The organism is Comamonas sp. BIGb0152, from assembly GCF_024809975.1.
GTDB lineage: Bacteria > Pseudomonadota > Gammaproteobacteria > Burkholderiales > Burkholderiaceae_C > Comamonas.
On the sequence record NZ_JANUDY010000016.1, the window covers coordinates 1 to 19,490 of the forward strand.

The window sequence follows — 19,490 nt, forward strand, 5'->3', positions numbered from 1 at the left end:
TCAACCCCATCGCTATGGAAGAAGGTCTGCGTTTCGCTATTCGCGAAGGCGGCCGTACCGTGGGCGCTGGCGTGGTTGCCAAGATCATTGCTTAATTCTTAGAACAACTGGGAATTAACCATGTCCAAGCAAAAAATCCGCATCCGCCTGAAGGCTTTCGATTACAAGTTGATCGACCAGTCTGCTGCCGAAATCGTTGAAACCGCCAAGCGCACCGGCGCGATCGTCAAGGGCCCCGTGCCACTGCCGACCCGCATGAAGCGTTTCGACATTCTGCGTTCGCCCCACGTGAACAAGACCTCGCGTGACCAGCTGGAAATCCGCACCCACCAACGCCTGATGGACATTGTCGACCCTACCGACAAGACCGTTGACGCGCTGATGAAGCTGGACCTGGCTGCCGGCGTGGACGTCGAAATCAAACTGCAATAAGGCCTGAAAGCCACACCTTCCGGTGTGGTTGCTAGCCCTTTCTGACGCGAACTTGCCTATTTGGGAAGTTCGCGTTAGAATTTATGGCTTCGTGATCCATATATCCAATTTGCCTGGCATTTTGGTGGTATGGGGCGAAGTTTTTATTAACCTTCTTTCGTGCCGATGGCGTCAAACCCAGGGGCAACACCGAGCCAATTGCAGTTTCGGTGGCGAGAGTTTTGGAGCAACAAATGAGTCAAAGCAACTCCCTCGGGTTGCTGGGCCGTAAGGTAGGCATGATGCGCCTGTTCACGGATGACGGCGATGCAGTGCCTGTCACCGTGGTGGATGTGTCTAACAACCGCGTGACCCAGGTTAAAACCCAAGAGAACGACGGCTACGTGGCCCTGCAGGTCACCTTTGGTCAACGCCGCGCTTCGCGCGTGACCAAGCCAGCCGCTGGCCACCTGGCCAAAGCAGGCGTGGAAGCTGGTGAAATCACCCAGGAATTCCGCGTTGCAGCTGACACCGCCGGCAAGTACGCCGCAGGTGCATCCCTGCCAGTGACCGAGATCTTCGCAGTGGGCCAAAAGGTCGACGTGCAAGGTACCTCGATCGGTAAGGGCTACGCCGGTACCATCAAGCGTCACAACTTCAAGTCGCAACGCGCGTCGCACGGTAACAGCCGTTCGCACAACGTTCCCGGCTCGATCGGTATGGCACAAGACCCAGGTCGCGTGTTCCCCGGCAAGCGCATGACTGGTCACATGGGCGATGAGACCGTGACTACCCAGAATCTCGACGTGGTTCGTATCGACGAAGCCCGTCAACTGCTGCTGATCAAGGGCGCAATCCCCGGTTCGAAGAATGGCTTCGTGACCGTGCGTCCTGCTGTCAAGGCAGCTGCTAAAGGAGCGAACTAATGAAGCTCGAACTCCTGAACGAACAAGGTAAGGCAGCGTCCCAAGTGGACGCTCCTGAGACCGTGTTTGGTCGCGATTTCAATGAAGACCTGATTCACCAGATCATCGTTGCTTACCGCGCCAACGGCCGTCAAGGCACACGCGCTCAAAAAGACCGTGAACAAGTCCGTCACTCGACCGCCAAGCCTTTTAAACAAAAGGGTACGGGTCGCGCACGTGCTGGTATGACCTCCTCGCCTCTGTGGCGTGGCGGTGGTCGCATCTTCCCGAATCTGCCTGATGAAAACTTCACGCAGAAGATCAACAAGAAGATGTACCGTGCCGGTATGGCATCCATCTTCTCGCAGCTGGCCCGTGAAGGTCGCCTGGCTGTGGTTGATTCGCTGACGGTTGATTCGCCCAAGACCAAGGTACTGGCTGACAAGTTCAAGTCCATGAACCTGGACTCGGTGATGGTGATCGCCGACGAAGTGGACGAAAACCTGTACCTCGCTTCGCGCAATCTGAAGAATGTGTTCGTGGTTGAACCACGTTACGCTGATCCAGTGTCGCTGGTGCAATTCAAGAAAGTGCTCGTTACCAAGGGCGCTCTCGACAAACTCAAGGAGATGTTCGCATGAGCCGTGTGAACCCTACTCCCGCCGAACGCAAGTTCGACGAAGGTCGTCTGATGCAAGTGCTGGTTGCTCCTATCGTGTCCGAAAAGGCCACGCTGGTTGCTGAAAAGTCCAACGCTGTGACATTCAAGGTGCTGCAGAACGCCACCAAGCCCGAGATCAAGGCCGCTGTTGAGCTGCTGTTCAAGGTCGAAGTGAAGGCTGTGTCTGTGGTGAACACCAAGGGCAAGACCAAGCGCTTTGGCAAGACCATCGGCCGCCGCGACAACATTCGCAAGGCTTATGTGCTGCTCAAGCCAGGTCAAGAGCTGAACCTCTCTGGGGAGGCTGCGTAATCATGGCTGTTATTAAGCTCAAACCAACTTCGCCCGGCCAACGCCATGTGGTGAAGGTGACCCGTGGCCATCTGCACAAGGGCGAAGGCTTCGCTCCTCTGCTGGAGCCTCAGTTCCAAAAGGCTGGCCGCAACAACAACGGTCACATTACTACCCGTCACAAGGGCGGTGGTCACAAGCACCACTACCGCGTGGTGGACTTCAAGCGCACCAAGGACGGTATCCCCGCCAAGGTTGAGCGTATTGAATACGATCCAAACCGTACCGCTCACATCGCTCTGGTGTGCTATGCAGACGGCGAGCGTCGTTATGTGATCGCTCCGCGTAACCTGGAAGTGGGCGCAACCATCATCAGTGGCTCTGAAGCACCGATCCGCGTGGGTAACACCCTGCCGATCCGCAACATCCCTGTGGGTTCGACCATTCACTGCATCGAGCTGAAGATCGGCGCTGGCGCACAAATCGCCCGCTCTGCCGGTACCTCGGCTACCTTGCTGGCTCGCGAAGGCGTTTACGCCCAAGTGCGTATGCGTTCGGGCGAAGTTCGCAAGATCCATATCGAATGCCGTGCAACCATTGGTGAAGTCGCCAACGAAGAACACAGCCTGCGCCAATTGGGCAAGGCCGGTGTCAAGCGTTGGATGGGTATTCGTCCTACCGTTCGCGGTGTGGTAATGAATCCTGTCGACCACCCACACGGTGGTGGTGAAGGCAAGACCGGTGAAGGCCGTCACGCAGTTGACCCATGGGGCAATCTGACGAAGGGCTACCGTACCCGTAACAACAAGCGCACACAGACAATGATCGTGTCGCGCCGTAAGAAGTAAGGGGTAGCAAATGACTCGTTCTCTTAAAAAGGGTCCGTTTGTTGACCATCATTTGCTGGCGAAGGTCGAAAAGGCCATTGCCACCAAGGACAAGAAACCAGTGAAGACTTGGTCGCGTCGCTCCATGGTTCTGCCCGATTTCATCGGTCTGACCATTGCTGTGCACAACGGCAAGCAACACGTACCTGTGTATGTAACCGACCAGATGGTGGGCCACAAGCTCGGCGAATTCGCCCTGACGCGCACCTTCAAGGGTCACCCCGCTGATAAAAAAGCGAAACGATAAGGAGTAGACCATGTCTGAAACACGTGCAGTCCTCCGCGGCGTTCGCCTGTCGGTTGACAAAGGCCGTCTGGTTGCGGATCTGATTCGCGGCAAGAAGGTTGACCAAGCTCTGAACATTCTCGAGTTCACGCAGAAAAAAGCTGCTGTGATCCTCAAGAAGGTTCTGGAGTCCGCTATCGCCAACGCTGAGCACAACGACGGCGCTGATATCGACGAACTGAAGGTCACGACCATCTTCGTCGAGCAAGGCACCACGCTCAAGCGTTTTACCGCTCGCGCCAAGGGCCGCGGCAACCGCATCAGCAAGCCTACCTGCCACATTTATGTGACCGTGGGTAACTGAGGCCTAAAGGAAGAACATGGGACAAAAAATCCATCCTACCGGCTTCCGTCTGGCGGTCAGCCGTAACTGGTCTAGCCGCTGGTACGCAAGCAACCGTGATTTCGCCGGCATGCTTGCCGAAGACATCAAGGTTCGTGAGTACCTCAAAGAGAAGCTGAAGAACGCTGCCGTGGCACGCGTTCTGATCGAGCGTCCTGCCAAGAACGCCCGTATCACCATTTACTCGGCTCGTCCTGGTGTGGTGATCGGCAAGAAGGGCGAAGACATCGAGGCCTTGAAGAAGGAACTCGCTGCTCGTCTGGGCGTGCCAGTGGCTGTGAACATCGAAGAAGTGCGCAAGCCTGAAATCGATGCCAAGCTGATCGCTGACTCGATCACCCAGCAGCTCGAAAAGCGTATCCAGTTCCGTCGCGCCATGAAGCGTGCGATGCAGAACGCGATGCGTCTGGGCGCTCAAGGTATCAAGATCATGTCGTCGGGTCGTTTGAACGGTATCGAAATCGCACGTACCGAGTGGTACCGCGAAGGTCGTGTGCCACTTCACACCCTGCGCGCCGATATCGACTACGGCACCTCCGAAGCCAAGACCACCTATGGTGTGATCGGCGTGAAGGTGTGGGTCTACAAGGGTGACACTCTGGGTCGTAACGATCTGCCAGCCGCAGAAACGCCACGTCCTGATGATGAGCGTCGTCCACGTGGTCCTCGTCGTGACAACCGCAATGGCGATCGTCCATCGCGTGGCCCTCGTCGCCCCGCTGGTGGTAACACGGCTCCTGCAGACGGTAGCGACAAGCCCGCCGGCGCTGGTGCTGATTCCGTTAAGCGCGTTCGCAAGACTGACGCGCCCGCTACAGCAGCGGACGGTAAAGGAGAATAACTATGCTGCAACCTGCTCGCCGCAAATACCGCAAGGAGCAAAAGGGTCGCAACACTGGTATCGCAACCCGTGGTAACACGGTAGCGTTCGGTGATTTCGGCCTGAAATGCACGGACCGTGGCCGCTTGACGGCCCGCCAGATCGAGGCTGCACGTCGTGCAATCTCCCGTCACGTGAAGCGTGGTGGCCGTATCTGGATCCGCGTGTTCCCTGATAAGCCAATTTCGACCAAGCCTGCTGAAGTCCGTATGGGTAACGGCAAGGGTAACCCAGAGTACTACGTGGCTGAAATTCAGCCCGGTAAGATGGTGTTCGAAATCGTTGGCGTGCCCGAAGAACTGGCCCGTGAAGCGTTCCGCCTGGCTGCCGCCAAGCTGCCGCTGCGCACCACGTTCGTCACCCGTCAGCTTGGCGCTTAAATTCAGGAGAAATCGATATGACGAAAGCTGCTGAACTGCGCCAAAAAGACGTTGCTGGCCTGGAAGCCGAGATCAAGTCCTTGCAAAAGGCTCACTTTGGTCTGCGCATGCAAAAGGCAACGCAACAACTGGGTAACACCGCCACCATCAAGGCTACCCGCCGCGATGTGGCACGTGCCAAGACCATTCTTGCTGAAAAGCAAGCCGCCAAGTAATAGGAGCCGACATGACGGAAGCTAAAAAATCCCTCAAGCGCACCTTGATTGGCAAGGTGGTCAGCGATAAGCGTGAAAAGACCGTGACCGTTCTGGTAGAACGTCGCGTGAAGCACCCGATCTACGACAAGATCATGATCAAGTCCAGCAAGTACCACGCCCATGATGAAAATGGCGAGTACAACACGGGCGATACCATCGAGATCACCGAGAGCCGTCCGCTCTCCAAGACCAAGAACTGGGTTGCTACCCGCTTGGTGCAAAAGGCTGCTTTGGTTTAAGTCTTTTGCGACTTGCACCAACGTAACTTGAAAAACGGCCCACAATCTGTGGGTCGTTTTTTTATGCCCGTTTTGGCCATCTGGCCAGCGGGCTCACTGCCAGATTGGCAATTTACAAGGAGTACACCATGATCAAAGTTGGCGATTCGCTTCCCGCAGCAACCCTGAGCGAGTTTGTGGCTGTGGAAGGCAATGGTTGCAGCCTGGGCCCCAATGCCTTTGATGTGAGCAAGGAAGCGGCTGGCAAGACCATTGCGCTGTTTGCAGTGCCCGGCGCTTTCACGCCGACCTGCTCGGCCAAGCACCTGCCTGGCTACGTGGAAAAGGCAGAAGCCTTCAAGGCTGCGGGTGTGGATGAGATCTGGTGCCTGTCCGTCAACGACGCCTTTGTGATGGGCGCTTGGGGCAAGGACCAGCACACCGACGGCAAGGTACGCATGATTGGCGACGGTGATGCCGCCTTTGCCAAGGCCACCGGCCTGACCCTGGACCTGAACGGCAAGGGCCTGGGCCTGCGCAGCAACCGCTACTCCATGCTGGTCAAGGATGGCAAGGTGGTGCAACTGAACGTGGAAGCCCCTGGCCAGTTCACGGTCAGCGATGCGGACACGATCCTGGCCCAAGCCAAGGGCTAAGCCGCTGGTAGGCGCTGCGTCTGAATCTGCCCCACCCGGGCAGGCCAATGGGCGAACGCGTTAATGCACCAATGCGCCAACCACCAAAAACACCAAAGCACGCCTAGGCGTGCTTTTTTTCTGGATGAAGGTGCCAGCGCTCAGGGATGCACGTCTGCCTTGAGGTAGTGCGTGCCGGATACCGGGTTGTGGTAGTAAGGCGGAATCTCTTCAAAGCCAAAATCGGCATACAACGCGCGGGCTGACTCCATGCTGTCCAGGGTGTCGAGCAAGATGCAGTCGTACCCCAAGCGGATGGCGCTGGACATGGTGTAGTCCACCAGCTGCCGGCCCAGGCCAAAGCCCCGGAAGGCCTTGCGCACGTAGAGGCGCTTCATCTCACAGGCATTGCTGTAGTCCACATCGTCCATGGGGCGCAGCGCGCAGCAGCCGGCCACCGAGCCCTCCACCAAAGCCAGTACCAAATCGCCCCGGGGCGAGGCGTACTCACCTGGCAACTCAGCCAGTTCTTCCTCAAATCCCTGAAAGCCCAGGTCAATGTCCAGTGACTGGGCGTACTCCAGAAAAATCTCACGGGTCACCGCGAATTCCTCCGGCGTGGTGGGATGCAGAAACGTTATCTCAGGTCGGTCCACAGCGAATGCGCTTAGTAAAGGAATGCGCAGTGTAGCGCCCACATGCAGGCGAGCCCCCCAAGAAAAACCGCCCCTGGAGGACGGTTTTGACGGGGATCATGGCGCAGTGCTGGCTCAGGTCTCGGCCAGCAGCTTGTCGATCAGCTTGTGCAGCTCGTCAAAGTTGGGTGCGCCCACATAGCGTTTGACCACCTGGCCCTGCTTGTTGACGATGAAGGTGGTGGGCGTGAGCTGGATATCGCCCCAGTCCTTGGCGATCTTGCCGGTGTTGTCGATCGCGACCTTGAACGGCAGCTTGCGGGACTCGGCAAAGTTGACGACATAGCTGGGCGGGTCGTAGTGCATGGCCACGGCCATGGTGTCGTAGCCCCGGTCCTTGTACTTGTCGTAGGTCTTGATGATCTCGGGCATCTCTGCCACACAGGTGGTGCAGCTGGTGGCCCAGAAGTTCACCAGGGTGACCTTGCCCTTCATGTCGGCGGTGGTTTGGGTGCTGCCGTTGAGCAGCACAAATTGGCTCTCGGGGGCTGCTGTTTGCCCGCTGCCTTGGTACACATAGGCACCCACGCCCAGGGCCGCAGCAATGGCGATGGCGGTGAAGACGGTGGTGGCAGATTTTTTGGGCATGGGGCTCGGAGTCAAAGCGCTGCGAAAAGTTCGGCAACCCGGCCATTATGCGACCAGGCTGTCCAGCGCTGGTCAGGCGGCGGGGCATACCTGCCTGCGCTGCTTGACCATCGCAGCGCAGCACCCATAATGCCCGGATGACGATGGCCCGCTGCCTGATCCTGACCGCTGCCCTGCTGGGGGCTTGTAGCCCGGCGCTGAACTGGCGAGCCGTGGCCTTGGACGATGCACCGCTGGAGCTGATGCTGCCCTGCAAACCGGACCGGGCGGTGCGAAAGCTGCCCTGGGGGACACAGCAGCTGTCCGTATCGATGGTGGGCTGCGAGGCCGATGGCGCGACCTATGCCGTGGCCCATGTGGCCGTGGGGCAGCCCCAGGATGCCGCAGCCATCATGACCGACTGGCAGAAGGCCTTGCACCAGCAGCTGCAGATGCCCGATGCCTGGCAGCCGCTGCCCGGTCAAGCCTTTGTCTGGCCCGGCACCCTGGAGCTGCCGCAGGCGCGGCAGCTGCAATGGCAGGGGAAAAATGGCCAGGGGCAGGCGATGTACGCTGATGCGCGCTGGTTTGCGCGGACCGAGGGTCCGCAGCTGCGTGTCTACCAGGCCATGGTATTGTCGCCCGGCAAGCCTGTAGCGGCTGCCGCGCTGCAGGGCTTTGTGCAGGGCCTGGAGCTGCGATGAGGGGAGACTTGCGCGCCACCTGGCTAAGCAACACTACCAATGTTGCGCTGCCGCAAAATCGCTACACTGGCAAAGGGTGCAGGTGGGCCGGGATTGCGGCCTCACCGAGCCTCCGTTAAACACCACCTCTTGTATTGATGAGCAACCGGATATTGTTGATCGCCCATGCACCCCTGGCCCAGGCCCTGGTGCAATGCGCCGCGCATGTGTTTCCCGACAGCGGGGAGCACCTGATGGCGCTGGATGTGGCTGCCAGTGCCGATCCGGTCGCCTGCCTGCAAGAGGCCCAGGCCATGCTCGACCACAGCCACAGCGGACCGGTGCTGGTGCTCAGCGATGTGTTCGGCGCCACCCCGCATAATATTGCGCAGGAGTTGGCCAAGCGCCGTGCATCGACGCGGCTGGTCACCGGTGTCAATCTGCCGATGCTGCTGCGTGCGCTGTGCTACCGCAATGAGGAGTTGGACAGCCTCGTGGCGCGGGCCATCGCCGGTGGCAGCCAGGGCATCATGCAGGTGACGCAGAACACGCCACAGAACCAAAATACCCGAGCACATGATCAAGACCGCAGTCACCATCAGCAATAAACTGGGCCTGCACGCCCGCGCGTCTGCCAAACTCACCAAGCTTGCCGGCAGCTTTGGCTGCGAGGTCTGGATCACACGGGGCGAGCGCCGCGTCAACGCCAAAAGCATCATGGGCGTGATGATGCTGGCTGCCGGCATCGGCACCGAGGTGACCATTGAGACCGATGGCGCCGACGAACAGCAGGCCATGGAGGCTTTGCTGGCCCTGGTCAACGACAAGTTTGGCGAAGGCGAATAAGCGCCGATAGCGTGCACCGCGCCGCGGGTGTGCGGCTGGCCGTAGCGACCTAGCGCTATCGCTATCGCGGTCGCGGTGAGGGCAGCAGCCTGCCGTGCGGCGCAGCACACCTGGCGACCTAGACGCAGGCCAGGGCCTTTCGCAGGCCCCTGTGCTTGTGCAGCCCTCTGAGACAAGCGTATAAACCAGGTTGGCGCAGAACGCGCCATCGACGAGGAAGTTCCGCATGACATTTGCCATCCATGGAATTGCAGTGGCCCGGGGGATCGCCATTGGCCGGGCAGTCATGGCTGCCTCCAGCCACCTGGAAGTCACCCATTACCTGATCGAGCCCGACCAGGTGGCGCGCGAGATAGAGCGGGTGCGCAGCGGCCGTCTGGCCGTGATTGAGGAGCTGCAGCGCTTGCGCGGTGAGCTTGGCGCAGATGCCCCGCAGGAGCTGGAGCCGCTGCTGGATGTGCACCTGATGCTGGTGCAAGACGACATGCTCTCGTCGGGTGTGCGCCAGCTGATCAGCGAGCGCCTCTACAACGCCGAATGGGCGCTGACAGCGCAGCTGGAGCTGCTCTGCCGCCAGTTCGATGAGATGGATGACGAGTACCTGCGCGAGCGCAAAGGGGACCTGCAGCAAGTGGTGGAGCGGGTGCTGCGCCATATGCGCGGCGTCTCCAGCCCGGTGGCGGCACCGGTCAGCCCGCCGCTGGCGGTGCAGGAGGGCCAGCACGACTGGGTCGTCGATGAGCGCGACGCGCCCATGGTCTTGATCGCCAACGACCTGTCCCCTGCCGACATGCTGCAGTTCAAGCAAAGCGTGTTTGCCGGTTTTGTGACGGCCGTGGGTGGCAGGACCAGCCACACGGCCATTGTGGCGCGCAGCATGGATATTCCTGCCGTCGTGGGCGCGCGCACCGCCAGCCAGCTGATCCGGGCCGATGACTTGGTGATCATCGATGGTGATGCCGGCGAGGTGATTGTGGATCCCTCGCCGATATTGCTGGAGGAATACCGTTTCAAGCAGCGCCAGATGCGCCTGGAGCGCGAGCGGCTGTCGCGGCTGCGGGATACGCCGTCGATCACCATCGATGGCGAGCGCATCGAGCTGTTGGCCAATATCGAGCTGCCCGGCGATGGTCCGGCAGCCGTCAAGGCCGGGGCCGTGGGCGTGGGCCTGTTCCGCACCGAGTTTTTGTTCATGGGCCGGGGCGGAAAAGTGCCGGGCGAAGAAGAGCAGTACCGTGCGTACCGCGAGGCGCTGGCGGGCATGCAGGGCATGCCGGTGACCATCCGCACCTTGGATATCGGTGCCGACAAGCCGCTGGACAAGGCCCAGCCCAAGGACTACTACCTCAATCCCGCACTGGGCCTGCGCGCCATCCGCTTCAGCCTGGCGGACCCGGACATGTTCCGCATCCAGCTGCGCGCCATTTTGCGGGCGGCAGTGCACGGGCCCGTGCAGCTGCTGTTTCCGATGCTGGCCCATGTCAGTGAGATCAAGCAGACCCTGGCGCTGGTCGAGCAGGCCTCACAGGAGCTGCGCGACCGCAATGTGCCCCAGGGCCTGGTCAAGATGGGCGCGATGATCGAGATACCGGCGGCCGCGCTCACCGTCCGCACCTTTTTGAAGTACTTTGATTTTCTGTCGATCGGCACCAACGACCTGATCCAGTACACCTTGGCCATTGACCGGGCTGACGAGGCCGTCTCGCAACTGTATGACCCTTTCCATCCGGCCGTGCTGCGCCTGGTGGCCGAGGTGATTCAGGCCGCCACGGCGGCGGGCAAGGATGTCTGTGTCTGCGGCGAAATGGCCGGCGATACCGCCATGACCCGGCTGCTGCTGGGTCTGGGTTTGCGCAGTTTTTCCATGCAGCCTGCGCAGATCCTGGCGATCAAGCAGGAGGTGCTGCGTGCCGACACGCGCCGCCTGGCAGGCTGGGCCCAGCAGGTGATTGCGTCGGAAGATCCGGCTGGAGTGCTGGAGAGTTAAAGGCCGCTCGGCCCCGCCTCATTCTGTGGGCGCGCGAAAACGGTTGCGGTACTGGCCTGGCGTGGTGCCCAGCTGGCGGCGAAAGGCGCGGTGCAGGGTATCGGTGGTGTTGAAGCCGCAGGTCTGTGCGACCCGCTCCAGCGAGGCATCGGTGGCCTCCAATTGCTGGCGTGCCGCCTCTACCCGCGCGGCCTCCAGGTAAGCCGCCGGCGTGGTGCCCAGCTCGGTCTTGAAGACGCGGGCCAGTTGCCGCTCGCTGACATGCATTTGCTCGGCCAAGTCGGGCATGGACAGCGGCTCGCCCAGGTGCTGGGCGATGTACTGGCGCAGGTTCTCGATGCGGCGCGTGCTGGACAGCGGCTCCAGCATCACGCTGAACTGGCTTTGGCCGCCGGTGCGTTTCAAGAACATCACCAGTTGGCGTGCCACACGCATCGCCAGGGGGTTGCCAAAATCGTCCGCCACCAGGGCCAGCGCCAGATCCAGGCAGGTGGTGAGGCCGGCGCCGGTCCAGATGCGCCCTTGCTGGATGTAGATGCGGTCTGCATCGACCCGTATGTTGGGATGGTCCTGGGCCAGTTGCGCGGCAGTGGACCAGTGCGTGGTGGCCTCCTTGCCGTCGAGCAAACCGGCAGCGGCCAGGATATGCGCCCCCACACAGACCGATGCCACGCGCCGGGACTGGTCGGCCAGTGACAGCACCCATTGCACGACGGCGGGATCGGCCAGGGCATGCGCGCGGCCCTTGGCATCCACGGTGACCGAGCCGGGCACGATCAAGGTATCGATGGGCTGGTGCTGCAGGCTGTCCAGGCGGATGTCGGGCAGCACGCGCACGCCTGCGGCCGTGGTCACCGGCTCCAGCGACTCGGCCGCCAGCAGCACCCGGTAGCCACAGGGCTCTTCCATCTCGCGCTGCAGCAGCGCAAACACCTCGGGCGGGCCGGTAACGTCGAGCAAATCAACCCGGTCAAACAGCAGGATCACGATCAGGCGGTCGGGGTGCGGCATGCAGGCTTTCATAGGGAGGGTGTCGGTTTCTGCGGCAAAGACGGCATTGCCGACAGCGGAGGCTGTGCCTAAGATGCGTCCATGTCGTCACCCGCTTGGGTGGCATCGCCCACAGAACACAAGGCCCAAACCATGCATACCAGCACTTTACGCGAACTCAACAACCTGGACGCCAAGCCTGCGGTCCTGGCGCAATCGACCCTCATTTTGGTGGACTACCAGAACACCTATTCCCGTGGCGTCATGGAGCTGCAGGGCTGGCAGGCCGCCCTGGATGCCGCCGCAAGGCTGCTGGCCCAGGCCCGGGCCGCCGGCGCCAAGGTGATCCATGTGCAGCACGATGGTGGCGCGGGCTCGCCTTATGACATCCGCGCCGAGATCGGCCAGATCCACGCCAGCGTGGCACCGCTGGCGGGTGAGCCGGTGGTGGTCAAGACCGCGCCCAATTCCTTCTTCAACACCACCTTGGCCCAGGAAGTGGACGCCGCCGGCAACGAGCAGGTGGTGATCATCGGCTTCATGAGCCATATGTGCGTCACCTTCACTGCCGAAGGTGCTTTCTTGCGCGGCAACCGCGTCACCGTGGTGGCCAATGCCTGCGCCACCCGCCCGTTGCAATCAGCCGCAGGTGCGGTCTCGGCCCAGCAGCTGCACCAAAGCGCGATGGCTACCATTGGTGACCTGTACGCGGTGGTGGTTGGCAGCGCCGCCGAGCTGGGTTAATACCAGCCCGCAAACCAAAGAGGCTGCACCCTGTTGCCGGGGTGCAGCCTCTTTGTTCAGCAGCCGTTTAGTGGTTTAAACGCCGGCAGCGTGTGCCTGCTCGTCCGCATGGTAGCTGGAGCGCACCATGGCGCCCACGGCGGCGTGGCTGAAGCCCATCTTGTAAGCCTCTTCCTCAAACATCTTGAAGGTGTCGGGGTGCACATAGCGGCGCACCGGCAGATGGCTGTTCGACGGCGCCAGGTACTGGCCAATCGTCAGCATGTCGATGTTGTGGGCGCGCATGTCGCGCATCACCTGCAGGATTTCCTCATCCGTCTCGCCTAGGCCGACCATGATGCCGCTCTTGGTCGGCACGCTGGGGTGCAGGTCCTTGAACTTCTTGAGCAGGTTCAGGCTGAACTGGTAGTCGGAACCGGGACGGGCCTCTTTGTACAGGCGCGGCGCGGTTTCCAGGTTGTGGTTCATCACATCGGGCGGCGCGGCTTTGAGGATCTCCAACGCGCGGTCATCGCGGCCCCGGAAGTCGGGCACCAGGATTTCGATCTGCGTGGTGGGAGAGAGCTCGCGGATGTTCTTGATGCACTCGACAAAGTGGCCCGAGCCACCGTCACGCAGGTCGTCGCGGTCCACGCTGGTGATCACCACGTACTTCAGGCGCAAGGCGGCAATGGTACGCGCCAGGTTCAGCGGCTCGTCCATATCCAGCGGGTCGGGGCGGCCATGGCCCACGTCGCAGAACGGGCAGCGGCGCGTGCACTTGTCGCCCATGATCATGAAGGTGGCCGTGCCCTTGCCAAAGCATTCGCCGATATTGGGGCAGCTGGCCTCTTCACACACGGTGTGCAGATTGTTCTGGCGCAGGATGTCCTTGATCTCGTAGAAGCGGGTTGTTGGGCTGCCAGCCTTGACGCGAATCCAATCGGGCTTTTTCAGCACCTCGGCTTGTTGGACTTTGACCGGAATGCGCGCCAGCTTGGCCGCAGCCTTTTGCTTGGCCAGCGGGTTGTAGGTAGCGGCGGACTGTGCTTCGCGCACGACTTCATTGGTGCTCATGGTGCTCACTTTAGTTGTTTCACCGCGTCTTGTGCGACAGGCGCACACAAAACCGGTGTGACCGTAGGCTCTGAGCAAAGACGGGCCCAGGCTGCTGCGCCGCCCTGCGTGGGGAACGGGGCGTGCGCTGCGGCACCAGCTTATGCAGAACCGGCGGTCGCCAAACGGGAGGAAAGCTCGCGGGCCAAGGTCTTGGCCACGTCCTCCCAGTCGGCGTTAACCCCGATTGTAGAAAGATCGACGGTTTGCAGCCCGGCATAACCGCAAGGGTTGATGCGGTGGTAGGGTTCCAGGTCCATCTTTACATTCAGCGCCACGCCGTGGTAGCTGCAGTGGCGGCTGATCTTGATGCCCAGCGCGGCAATCTTGCCCAGGCCATCGAACACGGGCGCCGGCGCGCTGCTGCCGGGCGCGCGCAGTTGGGGGCGCTGGGCCAGCATGGTGTGGGAGAAGGGATCGTCCAGGCGCACATAGATGCCAGGGGCACCCGCCACGCGGTGGCCGGTCACGCCAAAGGCTGCCAGGGTGCGGATCACGGCCTCTTCGATGCGGAACACAAATTCCTTGACGAAGTAACCCGCGCGCTGCAGATCGATAAGGGGGTAAGCGACCACTTGTCCGGGGCCGTGGTAGGTCACCTGGCCGCCCCGGTTGGTCTGCACCACGGGGATGTCGCCTGTTTGCAACAGATGGCTGGGCAGGCCGGCGACCCCTTGGGTGAAAGTGGCCGCATGCTCACAAAGCCAGAGCTCGTCGGGCGTTTGCGGCGTGCGCTGCGCGGTGAATTGCTGCATGGCTTGCAGCGTGGGCGCGTAATCGGCCTGGCCAAGAAAGCGGGTTTGCATGGCAAATAGCCGGCAGGGAAAGCCGGCAGGGTTCACAAAGGTGACAACAAGGGGCGCTTACAGTACGACCTTGACCAGGGGGTTGGAGGTCAGCGCCCGGTAAAGGTTGTCCAGCTGCTCGCGGCTGGTCGCTGTCACGGTGATGGTGACGCCCAGGTACTTGTCGCCACTGCTAGGGCGCAGCTCGACCGAGCTGGCGTCAAAGAAGGGGTCATGTTCCTTGGCAATGGCGGTGACCGCATGCACAAAGCCTTCTTGGTTGAGCCCCATCACCTTAATCGGAAAGTCTGAGGGGTATTCAATCAGCGAATCTTTGCGGGGATCTGTGCTGGTGTCGCCAGTGTCAGCAGAAGGGGTAGGGGTGGTCATTTTGCTATTAAAACAGAAGCTGTGAAGTGGTGTGGTATCAGTCCATAAGCCATCTTCCTGTTGTGGAATTTGTCGGATGGGGCTGACACCAAAAGCGGACGAACAGGTGCCGCTGTGCTGCAAAAAAACAGACGCGCAACAAAACGCTTCCCGATTGCAACGGGTTTATCCTTATAATCGCAGGCTTTGGCTAGGTTGTTCTGCCCGGGAGCCATCACTATGACAACAAATGCTCCAGAAGAAGAACATGTGGCCGAAGAATCGGACTTCAAGCCCCTGACTGCACAAGAAGCAGCTGAGTGGCGCCAACGTCACCCGCCGGTATCGGTGGTGCGTGTGGTGAAGTGGCAGTTGGTCGTCGGGGTGGTGCTCACGGTATTGGTGGGTCTGGTGACGCAACGGGCCGGGTGGATGTGGTCGGTGGCATACGGTGCGGCGGCGGTGGTCATTCCTGCTGCCTTTTTTGCACGTGGATTGCGGCTGCATCTGGGGGCAGGGCAAGAGAATCTTGCCATGGTCCGGTTCTTTGGTTTGGAGATCGCAAAATTGGTGCTGACCGTGGTGCTGCTACTGCTGGCGCCCCTGGTAGTGCCGGGACTCAACTGGTTGGCTCTGGTGTTGGGTCTGGTTGTAGTGATGAAGACGTACTGGCTGGCGCTTTGGCGGCTGACCAGATCTGCAAAAATTTTGTAATTGAGAAGAAGAGTTGTCCGATGGCCGCAGAAGCGAATGCACCCACTGCAAGTGAATACATCGTTCACCACTTGCAGCATCTTCAGAATATCAAGCAAAAGTCGATCATCGATTTCTCGGTGGTCAACCTTGACTCGATCTCCGTGAGCGTGATCTTGGGCCTGCTGGGCATCTTCGTGATGTGGCTGGCAGCCCGTAATGCCACATCCGGCGTTCCTGGTCGTTTCCAGGCAGCGGTCGAGATGCTGGTCGAGATGGTGGATAACCAGGCCAAGGCCAATATCCACAACGCCCAATCGCGCAAATTTATTGCCCCCCTGGCGCTCACCGTTTTCGTCTGGATTTTCATGATGAACGCGATGGACATGCTGCCAGTGGATCTGCTGCCCGTGCTGTGGCAAGGCGCCACCGGTGACCACCACGCTTATCTGCGTGTGGTGCCTACCGCTGACTTGTCGACCACCCTGGGTCTGTCGACGGCCGTGCTGATCCTGTGCCTGTACTACAGCGTCAAGATCAAGGGTCTGGGCGGCTGGGCGCACGAACTGGTGTCTGCACCGTTCGGTACCAGCAAGAATCCTGTCTTTGCCGTGATCCTCGGCATTGTCAATCTGCTGATGCAGATTATTGAATACGTTGCCAAGACGGTATCGCACGGTATGCGACTGTTCGGCAACATGTACGCTGGTGAGTTGGTGTTCATGCTGATTGCCCTGATGGGTGGCGCAGCGGCTATGTCGCTCTCTGGTGCGTTGCTCCCTGTGGGGCACATCATTGCAGGCACGATCTGGGCGATCTTCCATATTTTGGTGATTACTCTGCAAGCCTTCATTTTCATGATGCTGACGCTGATTTACCTCGGCCAAGCACATGAAGCTCACTAACTGTTTCCTTTCCTTTTTCTCTTAACCTTTCTTTTTTTCTCAGGAGTCATCATGGAAAACGTTCTCGGTCTCGTCGCTCTGGCTTGTGGTTTGATTGTTGGTCTGGGTGCTATCGGCGCTTCGATCGGTATTGCTCTGATGGGCGGCAAGTTCCTGGAATCGTCGGCACGTCAGCCTGAGCTGATCAACGAACTGCAAACCAAGATGTTCATCTTGGCTGGTCTGATCGATGCTGCATTCCTGATCGGTGTTGCTATCGCTCTGCTGTTCGCTTTCGCCAACCCATTCCAACTGGCCTAAGCTCCGATCAACGCCGCAGATAGAAAGGTGTTGCCGTGAGTATTAACGCGACCCTGTTCGTTCAGGCCATTGTCTTCTTGATTCTGGTGCTCTTCACGATGAAATTCGTGTGGCCACCTATTGCCAAGGCGTTGGATGAGCGAGCAAAGAAAATCGCCGATGGTCTTGCTGCTGCCGATAAGGCAAAGTCCGAGTTGACAGCTGTGAACAAGCGCGTTGAGGAAGAACTTTCCGCAACCCGCAATGAGACAGCGTCGCGGATCGCGGACGCAGACCGTCGTGCCCAAGCAATCGTAGAAGAGGCCAAGGCCCGTGCTACCGAAGAAGGCAACAAGATCATTGCCGCCGCTCGTGCAGATGCCGAGCAGCAAGTGATCCAAGCGCGCGAAACGCTGCGCGAGCAAGTTGCTGCTTTGGCGGTCAAGGGTGCCGAGCAGATTCTCCGCAAGGAAGTCAATCCTGCGGTTCACAGTGATTTGCTCAATCGCCTGAAGACTGAGCTGTAAGGAAGCAACGAAATGGCAGAACTCGCCACCATTGCCCGTCCTTACGCTGAAGCCTTGTTCAAGGCCTGCACTGAAAAGAGTGTTGGCCTGAACGATGCCCTGTCTTGGACGGACGAACTGGCGGCGATTGCCGCCGATCCGGAAATGCGCCAACTGGCCGACAATCCCAACATCACCAACGAACAGGTGATCGATGTGATGGCCGGTGTGACGCTGGCACGCGGTTGGGCCTTGTCAGACCTGGCGCGCAACTTCCTGCGCACGATGGTGCAAAACCGTCGTCTGGAAGCGCTGCCTGAAGTGGCCAAGCAATTTCGCGCACTGGTCAACAGCGGCAACGGCTCGTCCGATGCGCTGGTGGTCAGCGCCTTCCCCATGGATGACGCCGCATTGAATGCGCTGGGCTCCGTGCTGGAAAAACGCTTTGGCCGCCAACTGAATCTGAGCACCACCGTGGACGAGTCGCTGATTGGCGGCGTGCGCGTTGTGGTCGGCGACGAGGTGCTCGACACCTCCGTCAAAGCCCGTCTGGAACAAATGAAAGCAACCCTCACTGCGTAAGCAGATCGAGGATTCGGCTAAACCATGAAAAGGAGTGAGTAATGCAACTCAATCCCGCAGAAATTTCTGAACTGATTAAGAGCCGCATTGAGGGTCTGTCAGACAATTCCGATATCCGTAACCAAGGTACGGTTGTGTCGGTGACCGACGGTATCGTGCGCGTGCACGGACTGTCCGATGTGATGGCGGGCGAAATGCTGGAGTTTCCAGCAGGCGCTGACGGCCAAGCTTCTTACGGTCTGGCTCTGAACCTGGAGCGCGACTCGGTGGGCGCCGTGATCTTGGGTGAATACACCCATATCTCGGAAGGCGACATCGTCAAGTGCACCGGCCGTATTCTGGAAGTGCCCGTGGGCCCAGAACTGATTGGCCGCGTGGTCAATGCACTGGGTCAGCCTATCGACGGCAAGGGCCCGATCAACGCCAAGATGACCGACGTGATCGAAAAGGTCGCTCCTGGTGTGATCGCACGTCAATCCGTGGACCAGCCTCTGCAATCCGGTATCAAGTCCATCGACGCTATGGTGCCCGTGGGCCGTGGCCAGCGCGAGCTGATCATCGGTGACCGCCAGACCGGCAAGACCGCTGTGGCCATCGACGCCATCATCAACCAAAAGGGCCAAGGCGTTACCTGCGTGTACGTGGCCATTGGTCAGAAGGCCTCGTCGGTCAAGAACGTGGTGCGCGCGCTGGAACAAGCCGGCGCGATGGAATACACCATCGTGGTGGCAGCGACCGCTTCTGAATCTGCAGCGATGCAATACGTGTCGGCCTACTCGGGTTGCACGATGGGTGAGTACTTCCGCGACCGTGGCGAAGACGCCCTGATCGTGTATGACGACCTGTCCAAGCAAGCCGTGGCTTACCGCCAGGTCTCGCTGCTGCTGCGCCGCCCACCAGGCCGCGAAGCATTCCCCGGCGACGTGTTCTATCTCCACAGCCGTCTGCTTGAGCGCGCAGCTCGCGTGAACGCTGACTACGTGGAAGCCTTCACCAAGGGTGAAGTCAAGGGCAAGACGGGTTCGCTGACGGCACTGCCGATCATCGAAACCCAAGCCGGTGACGTGTCGGCCTTCGTGCCTACCAACGTGATCTCGATCACCGACGGCCAGATCTTCCTGGAAACCAGCCTGTTCAACGCCGGTATCCGTCCCGCTATCAACGCCGGTATCTCGGTGTCCCGCGTGGGTGGTTCTGCACAGACCAAGCTGATCAAGGGCCTGTCCGGCGGTATCCGTACCGACTTGGCACAGTACCGCGAGCTGGCTGCGTTCGCGCAGTTCGCCTCTGACTTGGACGATGCAACCCGCAAGCAACTGGACCGTGGTGCCCGTGTGACTGAGCTGCTCAAGCAAGCCCAGTACAGCCCACTGCCAGTCGCCTTGATGGCTTCGTCGCTGTTTGCCGTGAACAAGGGTTTCATGGACGACATCGAAGTCAAGAAGGTTTTGTCCTTTGAATCGGGTCTGCACCAATTCCTCAAGACCAGCTACGGCGCCTTGGTGGAACGTCTGAACGAGAAGAAGGCTTTCGACAAGGAAGGCAAGGACGAAGCTGAACTGACTGCAGCCATCACTGCATTCAAGAAGTCCTTCGCTTAAGCCGGGCGA

At 60.0% G+C, this 19,490-nt stretch carries 29 protein-coding genes and 1 pseudogene; 24 read left to right on the forward strand and 6 right to left on the reverse strand.

Annotation, left to right across the window (positions count from 1 at the left end):
* From M2375_RS21800 to M2375_RS21860, 13 genes and pseudogenes are all read left to right on the forward strand, one after another.
* A pseudogene (locus M2375_RS21800) lies at positions 1-95 on the forward strand (elongation factor Tu); the annotation flags it as partial.
* 25 nt (positions 96-120) lie between these two features.
* On the forward strand, positions 121-432 hold the full coding sequence (gene rpsJ / locus M2375_RS21805) for a 30S ribosomal protein S10 (protein ID WP_021025591.1): 312 nt from the start codon (positions 121-123) through the stop codon (positions 430-432).
* Positions 433-665: 233 nt separating this feature from the next.
* Entirely contained in the window at positions 666-1,337 is a 672-nt protein-coding gene (gene rplC / locus M2375_RS21810; protein ID WP_259170370.1) for a 50S ribosomal protein L3, read from the forward strand.
* A complete protein-coding gene (rplD, locus tag M2375_RS21815) occupies positions 1,337-1,957 on the forward strand; it encodes a 50S ribosomal protein L4 (RefSeq protein ID WP_259170371.1) in 621 nt (206 codons plus the stop codon). The genes rplC and rplD overlap by 1 nt, the downstream gene beginning before the upstream one ends.
* Entirely contained in the window at positions 1,954-2,289 is a 336-nt protein-coding gene (rplW, locus tag M2375_RS21820; protein ID WP_259170372.1) for a 50S ribosomal protein L23, read from the forward strand. Before rplD ends, rplW begins: the two co-directional genes overlap by 4 nt.
* A 2-nt stretch (positions 2,290-2,291) precedes the next feature.
* Positions 2,292-3,116: a 50S ribosomal protein L2 gene (rplB, locus tag M2375_RS21825; RefSeq protein WP_021025595.1), complete on the forward strand. Its 825-nt coding sequence runs from the start codon at positions 2,292-2,294 to the stop codon at positions 3,114-3,116.
* Between the two features lie 10 nt (positions 3,117-3,126).
* Positions 3,127-3,402 carry a 30S ribosomal protein S19 gene (gene rpsS, locus M2375_RS21830; RefSeq protein ID WP_027010580.1) on the forward strand — a complete coding sequence of 92 codons (276 nt, stop codon included), beginning with the start codon at positions 3,127-3,129 and terminating at the stop codon, positions 3,400-3,402.
* A 10-nt stretch (positions 3,403-3,412) separates the two neighbouring features.
* Positions 3,413-3,745 (forward strand): 50S ribosomal protein L22, encoded by a 333-nt coding sequence (gene rplV, locus M2375_RS21835; protein ID WP_259170373.1) that lies wholly within the window; start codon positions 3,413-3,415, stop codon positions 3,743-3,745.
* 16 nt (positions 3,746-3,761) lie between these two features.
* The gene (gene rpsC / locus M2375_RS21840; RefSeq protein ID WP_182325910.1) at positions 3,762-4,625 is read left to right on the forward strand and encodes a 30S ribosomal protein S3; all 864 of its coding nucleotides are present in this window, start codon (positions 3,762-3,764) and stop codon (positions 4,623-4,625) included.
* Between the two features lie 2 nt (positions 4,626-4,627).
* Positions 4,628-5,044: a 50S ribosomal protein L16 gene (gene rplP, locus M2375_RS21845; protein ID WP_021025599.1), complete on the forward strand. Its 417-nt coding sequence runs from the start codon at positions 4,628-4,630 to the stop codon at positions 5,042-5,044.
* Between the two features lie 17 nt (positions 5,045-5,061).
* On the forward strand, positions 5,062-5,259 hold the full coding sequence (rpmC, locus tag M2375_RS21850) for a 50S ribosomal protein L29 (protein WP_021025600.1): 198 nt from the start codon (positions 5,062-5,064) through the stop codon (positions 5,257-5,259).
* Between the two features lie 11 nt (positions 5,260-5,270).
* On the forward strand, positions 5,271-5,540 hold the full coding sequence (rpsQ, locus tag M2375_RS21855; RefSeq protein WP_259170374.1) for a 30S ribosomal protein S17: 270 nt from the start codon (positions 5,271-5,273) through the stop codon (positions 5,538-5,540).
* A 128-nt stretch (positions 5,541-5,668) separates the two neighbouring features.
* Positions 5,669-6,175, forward strand: a complete 507-nt coding sequence (locus M2375_RS21860; RefSeq protein WP_259170375.1) for a peroxiredoxin — start codon at positions 5,669-5,671, stop codon at positions 6,173-6,175.
* A gap of 140 nt (positions 6,176-6,315) precedes the next feature.
* Here M2375_RS21860 and M2375_RS21865 read toward each other — a convergent pair whose 3' ends face one another.
* A complete protein-coding gene (locus M2375_RS21865; RefSeq protein ID WP_259170376.1) occupies positions 6,316-6,810 on the reverse strand; it encodes a GNAT family N-acetyltransferase in 495 nt (164 codons plus the stop codon).
* A gap of 114 nt (positions 6,811-6,924) precedes the next feature.
* Complete coding sequence (locus tag M2375_RS21870; RefSeq protein WP_259170377.1) at positions 6,925-7,437, reverse strand: TlpA disulfide reductase family protein; 513 nt, start codon at positions 7,435-7,437, stop codon at positions 6,925-6,927.
* A gap of 137 nt (positions 7,438-7,574) precedes the next feature.
* Here M2375_RS21870 and M2375_RS21875 point away from each other — a divergent pair, with 137 nt between their 5' ends.
* From M2375_RS21875 to ptsP, 4 genes are all read left to right on the forward strand, one after another.
* The gene (locus M2375_RS21875) at positions 7,575-8,120 is read left to right on the forward strand and encodes a hypothetical protein (RefSeq protein WP_259170379.1); all 546 of its coding nucleotides are present in this window, start codon (positions 7,575-7,577) and stop codon (positions 8,118-8,120) included.
* A 137-nt stretch (positions 8,121-8,257) separates the two neighbouring features.
* The gene (locus M2375_RS21880) at positions 8,258-8,707 is read left to right on the forward strand and encodes a PTS sugar transporter subunit IIA (RefSeq protein ID WP_259170380.1); all 450 of its coding nucleotides are present in this window, start codon (positions 8,258-8,260) and stop codon (positions 8,705-8,707) included.
* Positions 8,676-8,945 carry an HPr family phosphocarrier protein gene (locus tag M2375_RS21885; RefSeq protein ID WP_259170381.1) on the forward strand — a complete coding sequence of 90 codons (270 nt, stop codon included), beginning with the start codon at positions 8,676-8,678 and terminating at the stop codon, positions 8,943-8,945. Before M2375_RS21880 ends, M2375_RS21885 begins: the two co-directional genes overlap by 32 nt.
* Before the next feature lie 226 nt (positions 8,946-9,171).
* On the forward strand, positions 9,172-10,932 hold the full coding sequence (ptsP, locus tag M2375_RS21890; protein WP_259170383.1) for a phosphoenolpyruvate--protein phosphotransferase: 1,761 nt from the start codon (positions 9,172-9,174) through the stop codon (positions 10,930-10,932).
* An 18-nt stretch (positions 10,933-10,950) separates the two neighbouring features.
* Here ptsP and M2375_RS21895 read toward each other — a convergent pair whose 3' ends face one another.
* The gene (locus M2375_RS21895) at positions 10,951-11,943 is read right to left on the reverse strand and encodes a GlxA family transcriptional regulator (RefSeq protein WP_259170384.1); all 993 of its coding nucleotides are present in this window, start codon (positions 11,941-11,943) and stop codon (positions 10,951-10,953) included.
* Positions 11,944-12,075: 132 nt separating this feature from the next.
* Between M2375_RS21895 and M2375_RS21900 the strand changes: the two genes are divergently transcribed.
* The gene (locus M2375_RS21900; protein ID WP_259170385.1) at positions 12,076-12,666 is read left to right on the forward strand and encodes a cysteine hydrolase family protein; all 591 of its coding nucleotides are present in this window, start codon (positions 12,076-12,078) and stop codon (positions 12,664-12,666) included.
* A gap of 75 nt (positions 12,667-12,741) precedes the next feature.
* Here M2375_RS21900 and lipA read toward each other — a convergent pair whose 3' ends face one another.
* From lipA to M2375_RS21915, 3 genes are all read right to left on the reverse strand, one after another.
* Entirely contained in the window at positions 12,742-13,722 is a 981-nt protein-coding gene (gene lipA / locus M2375_RS21905) for a lipoyl synthase (protein WP_259170386.1), read from the reverse strand.
* A 140-nt stretch (positions 13,723-13,862) separates the two neighbouring features.
* Positions 13,863-14,567, reverse strand: a complete 705-nt coding sequence (gene lipB / locus M2375_RS21910) for a lipoyl(octanoyl) transferase LipB (protein ID WP_259170387.1) — start codon at positions 14,565-14,567, stop codon at positions 13,863-13,865.
* Positions 14,568-14,624: 57 nt separating this feature from the next.
* Positions 14,625-14,936, reverse strand: a complete 312-nt coding sequence (locus tag M2375_RS21915; RefSeq protein WP_259170388.1) for a YbeD family protein — start codon at positions 14,934-14,936, stop codon at positions 14,625-14,627.
* 219 nt (positions 14,937-15,155) lie between these two features.
* Here M2375_RS21915 and M2375_RS21920 point away from each other — a divergent pair, with 219 nt between their 5' ends.
* The 6 genes from M2375_RS21920 to atpA are packed head-to-tail and all read left to right on the forward strand — an operon-like array spanning position 15,156 to position 19,481.
* Entirely contained in the window at positions 15,156-15,629 is a 474-nt protein-coding gene (locus M2375_RS21920) for an ATP synthase subunit I (protein ID WP_259170389.1), read from the forward strand.
* 20 nt (positions 15,630-15,649) lie between these two features.
* The gene (gene atpB / locus M2375_RS21925; RefSeq protein WP_259170390.1) at positions 15,650-16,513 is read left to right on the forward strand and encodes a F0F1 ATP synthase subunit A; all 864 of its coding nucleotides are present in this window, start codon (positions 15,650-15,652) and stop codon (positions 16,511-16,513) included.
* A gap of 51 nt (positions 16,514-16,564) precedes the next feature.
* The gene (gene atpE / locus M2375_RS21930; RefSeq protein ID WP_021025615.1) at positions 16,565-16,813 is read left to right on the forward strand and encodes a F0F1 ATP synthase subunit C; all 249 of its coding nucleotides are present in this window, start codon (positions 16,565-16,567) and stop codon (positions 16,811-16,813) included.
* Positions 16,814-16,848: 35 nt separating this feature from the next.
* Positions 16,849-17,319, forward strand: a complete 471-nt coding sequence (locus M2375_RS21935; protein ID WP_182325894.1) for a F0F1 ATP synthase subunit B — start codon at positions 16,849-16,851, stop codon at positions 17,317-17,319.
* Positions 17,320-17,331: 12 nt separating this feature from the next.
* A complete protein-coding gene (locus M2375_RS21940; RefSeq protein WP_259170392.1) occupies positions 17,332-17,880 on the forward strand; it encodes a F0F1 ATP synthase subunit delta in 549 nt (182 codons plus the stop codon).
* Between the two features lie 41 nt (positions 17,881-17,921).
* Entirely contained in the window at positions 17,922-19,481 is a 1,560-nt protein-coding gene (gene atpA / locus M2375_RS21945; RefSeq protein WP_259170394.1) for a F0F1 ATP synthase subunit alpha, read from the forward strand.
* The last annotated feature ends 9 nt before the right edge of the window (positions 19,482-19,490 follow it).

What these genes read in the sequence shown, in the direction of transcription:
- rpsJ (WP_021025591.1), top strand. Translation starts at nt 121, where the DNA reads ATGTCCAAGCAAAAAATCCGCATCCGCCTGAAGGCTTTCGATTACAAG.
- rplC (WP_259170370.1), top strand. Translation starts at nt 666, where the DNA reads ATGAGTCAAAGCAACTCCCTCGGGTTGCTGGGCCGTAAGGTAGGCATG.
- rplD (WP_259170371.1), top strand. Translation starts at nt 1,337, where the DNA reads ATGAAGCTCGAACTCCTGAACGAACAAGGTAAGGCAGCGTCCCAAGTG.
- rplW (WP_259170372.1), top strand. Translation starts at nt 1,954, where the DNA reads ATGAGCCGTGTGAACCCTACTCCCGCCGAACGCAAGTTCGACGAAGGT.
- rplB (WP_021025595.1), top strand. Translation starts at nt 2,292, where the DNA reads ATGGCTGTTATTAAGCTCAAACCAACTTCGCCCGGCCAACGCCATGTG.
- rpsS (WP_027010580.1), top strand. Translation starts at nt 3,127, where the DNA reads ATGACTCGTTCTCTTAAAAAGGGTCCGTTTGTTGACCATCATTTGCTG.
- rplV (WP_259170373.1), top strand. Translation starts at nt 3,413, where the DNA reads ATGTCTGAAACACGTGCAGTCCTCCGCGGCGTTCGCCTGTCGGTTGAC.
- rpsC (WP_182325910.1), top strand. Translation starts at nt 3,762, where the DNA reads ATGGGACAAAAAATCCATCCTACCGGCTTCCGTCTGGCGGTCAGCCGT.
- rplP (WP_021025599.1), top strand. Translation starts at nt 4,628, where the DNA reads ATGCTGCAACCTGCTCGCCGCAAATACCGCAAGGAGCAAAAGGGTCGC.
- rpmC (WP_021025600.1), top strand. Translation starts at nt 5,062, where the DNA reads ATGACGAAAGCTGCTGAACTGCGCCAAAAAGACGTTGCTGGCCTGGAA.
- rpsQ (WP_259170374.1), top strand. Translation starts at nt 5,271, where the DNA reads ATGACGGAAGCTAAAAAATCCCTCAAGCGCACCTTGATTGGCAAGGTG.
- M2375_RS21860 (WP_259170375.1), top strand. Translation starts at nt 5,669, where the DNA reads ATGATCAAAGTTGGCGATTCGCTTCCCGCAGCAACCCTGAGCGAGTTT.
- M2375_RS21870 (WP_259170377.1), bottom strand. Translation starts at nt 7,437, where the DNA reads ATGCCCAAAAAATCTGCCACCACCGTCTTCACCGCCATCGCCATTGCT.
- M2375_RS21875 (WP_259170379.1), top strand. Translation starts at nt 7,575, where the DNA reads ATGACGATGGCCCGCTGCCTGATCCTGACCGCTGCCCTGCTGGGGGCT.
- M2375_RS21880 (WP_259170380.1), top strand. Translation starts at nt 8,258, where the DNA reads ATGAGCAACCGGATATTGTTGATCGCCCATGCACCCCTGGCCCAGGCC.
- M2375_RS21885 (WP_259170381.1), top strand. Translation starts at nt 8,676, where the DNA reads ATGATCAAGACCGCAGTCACCATCAGCAATAAACTGGGCCTGCACGCC.
- ptsP (WP_259170383.1), top strand. Translation starts at nt 9,172, where the DNA reads ATGACATTTGCCATCCATGGAATTGCAGTGGCCCGGGGGATCGCCATT.
- M2375_RS21895 (WP_259170384.1), bottom strand. Translation starts at nt 11,943, where the DNA reads ATGCCGCACCCCGACCGCCTGATCGTGATCCTGCTGTTTGACCGGGTT.
- M2375_RS21900 (WP_259170385.1), top strand. Translation starts at nt 12,076, where the DNA reads ATGCATACCAGCACTTTACGCGAACTCAACAACCTGGACGCCAAGCCT.
- lipA (WP_259170386.1), bottom strand. Translation starts at nt 13,722, where the DNA reads ATGAGCACCAATGAAGTCGTGCGCGAAGCACAGTCCGCCGCTACCTAC.
- lipB (WP_259170387.1), bottom strand. Translation starts at nt 14,567, where the DNA reads ATGCAAACCCGCTTTCTTGGCCAGGCCGATTACGCGCCCACGCTGCAA.
- M2375_RS21915 (WP_259170388.1), bottom strand. Translation starts at nt 14,936, where the DNA reads ATGACCACCCCTACCCCTTCTGCTGACACTGGCGACACCAGCACAGAT.
- M2375_RS21920 (WP_259170389.1), top strand. Translation starts at nt 15,156, where the DNA reads ATGACAACAAATGCTCCAGAAGAAGAACATGTGGCCGAAGAATCGGAC.
- atpB (WP_259170390.1), top strand. Translation starts at nt 15,650, where the DNA reads ATGGCCGCAGAAGCGAATGCACCCACTGCAAGTGAATACATCGTTCAC.
- atpE (WP_021025615.1), top strand. Translation starts at nt 16,565, where the DNA reads ATGGAAAACGTTCTCGGTCTCGTCGCTCTGGCTTGTGGTTTGATTGTT.
- M2375_RS21940 (WP_259170392.1), top strand. Translation starts at nt 17,332, where the DNA reads ATGGCAGAACTCGCCACCATTGCCCGTCCTTACGCTGAAGCCTTGTTC.
- atpA (WP_259170394.1), top strand. Translation starts at nt 17,922, where the DNA reads ATGCAACTCAATCCCGCAGAAATTTCTGAACTGATTAAGAGCCGCATT.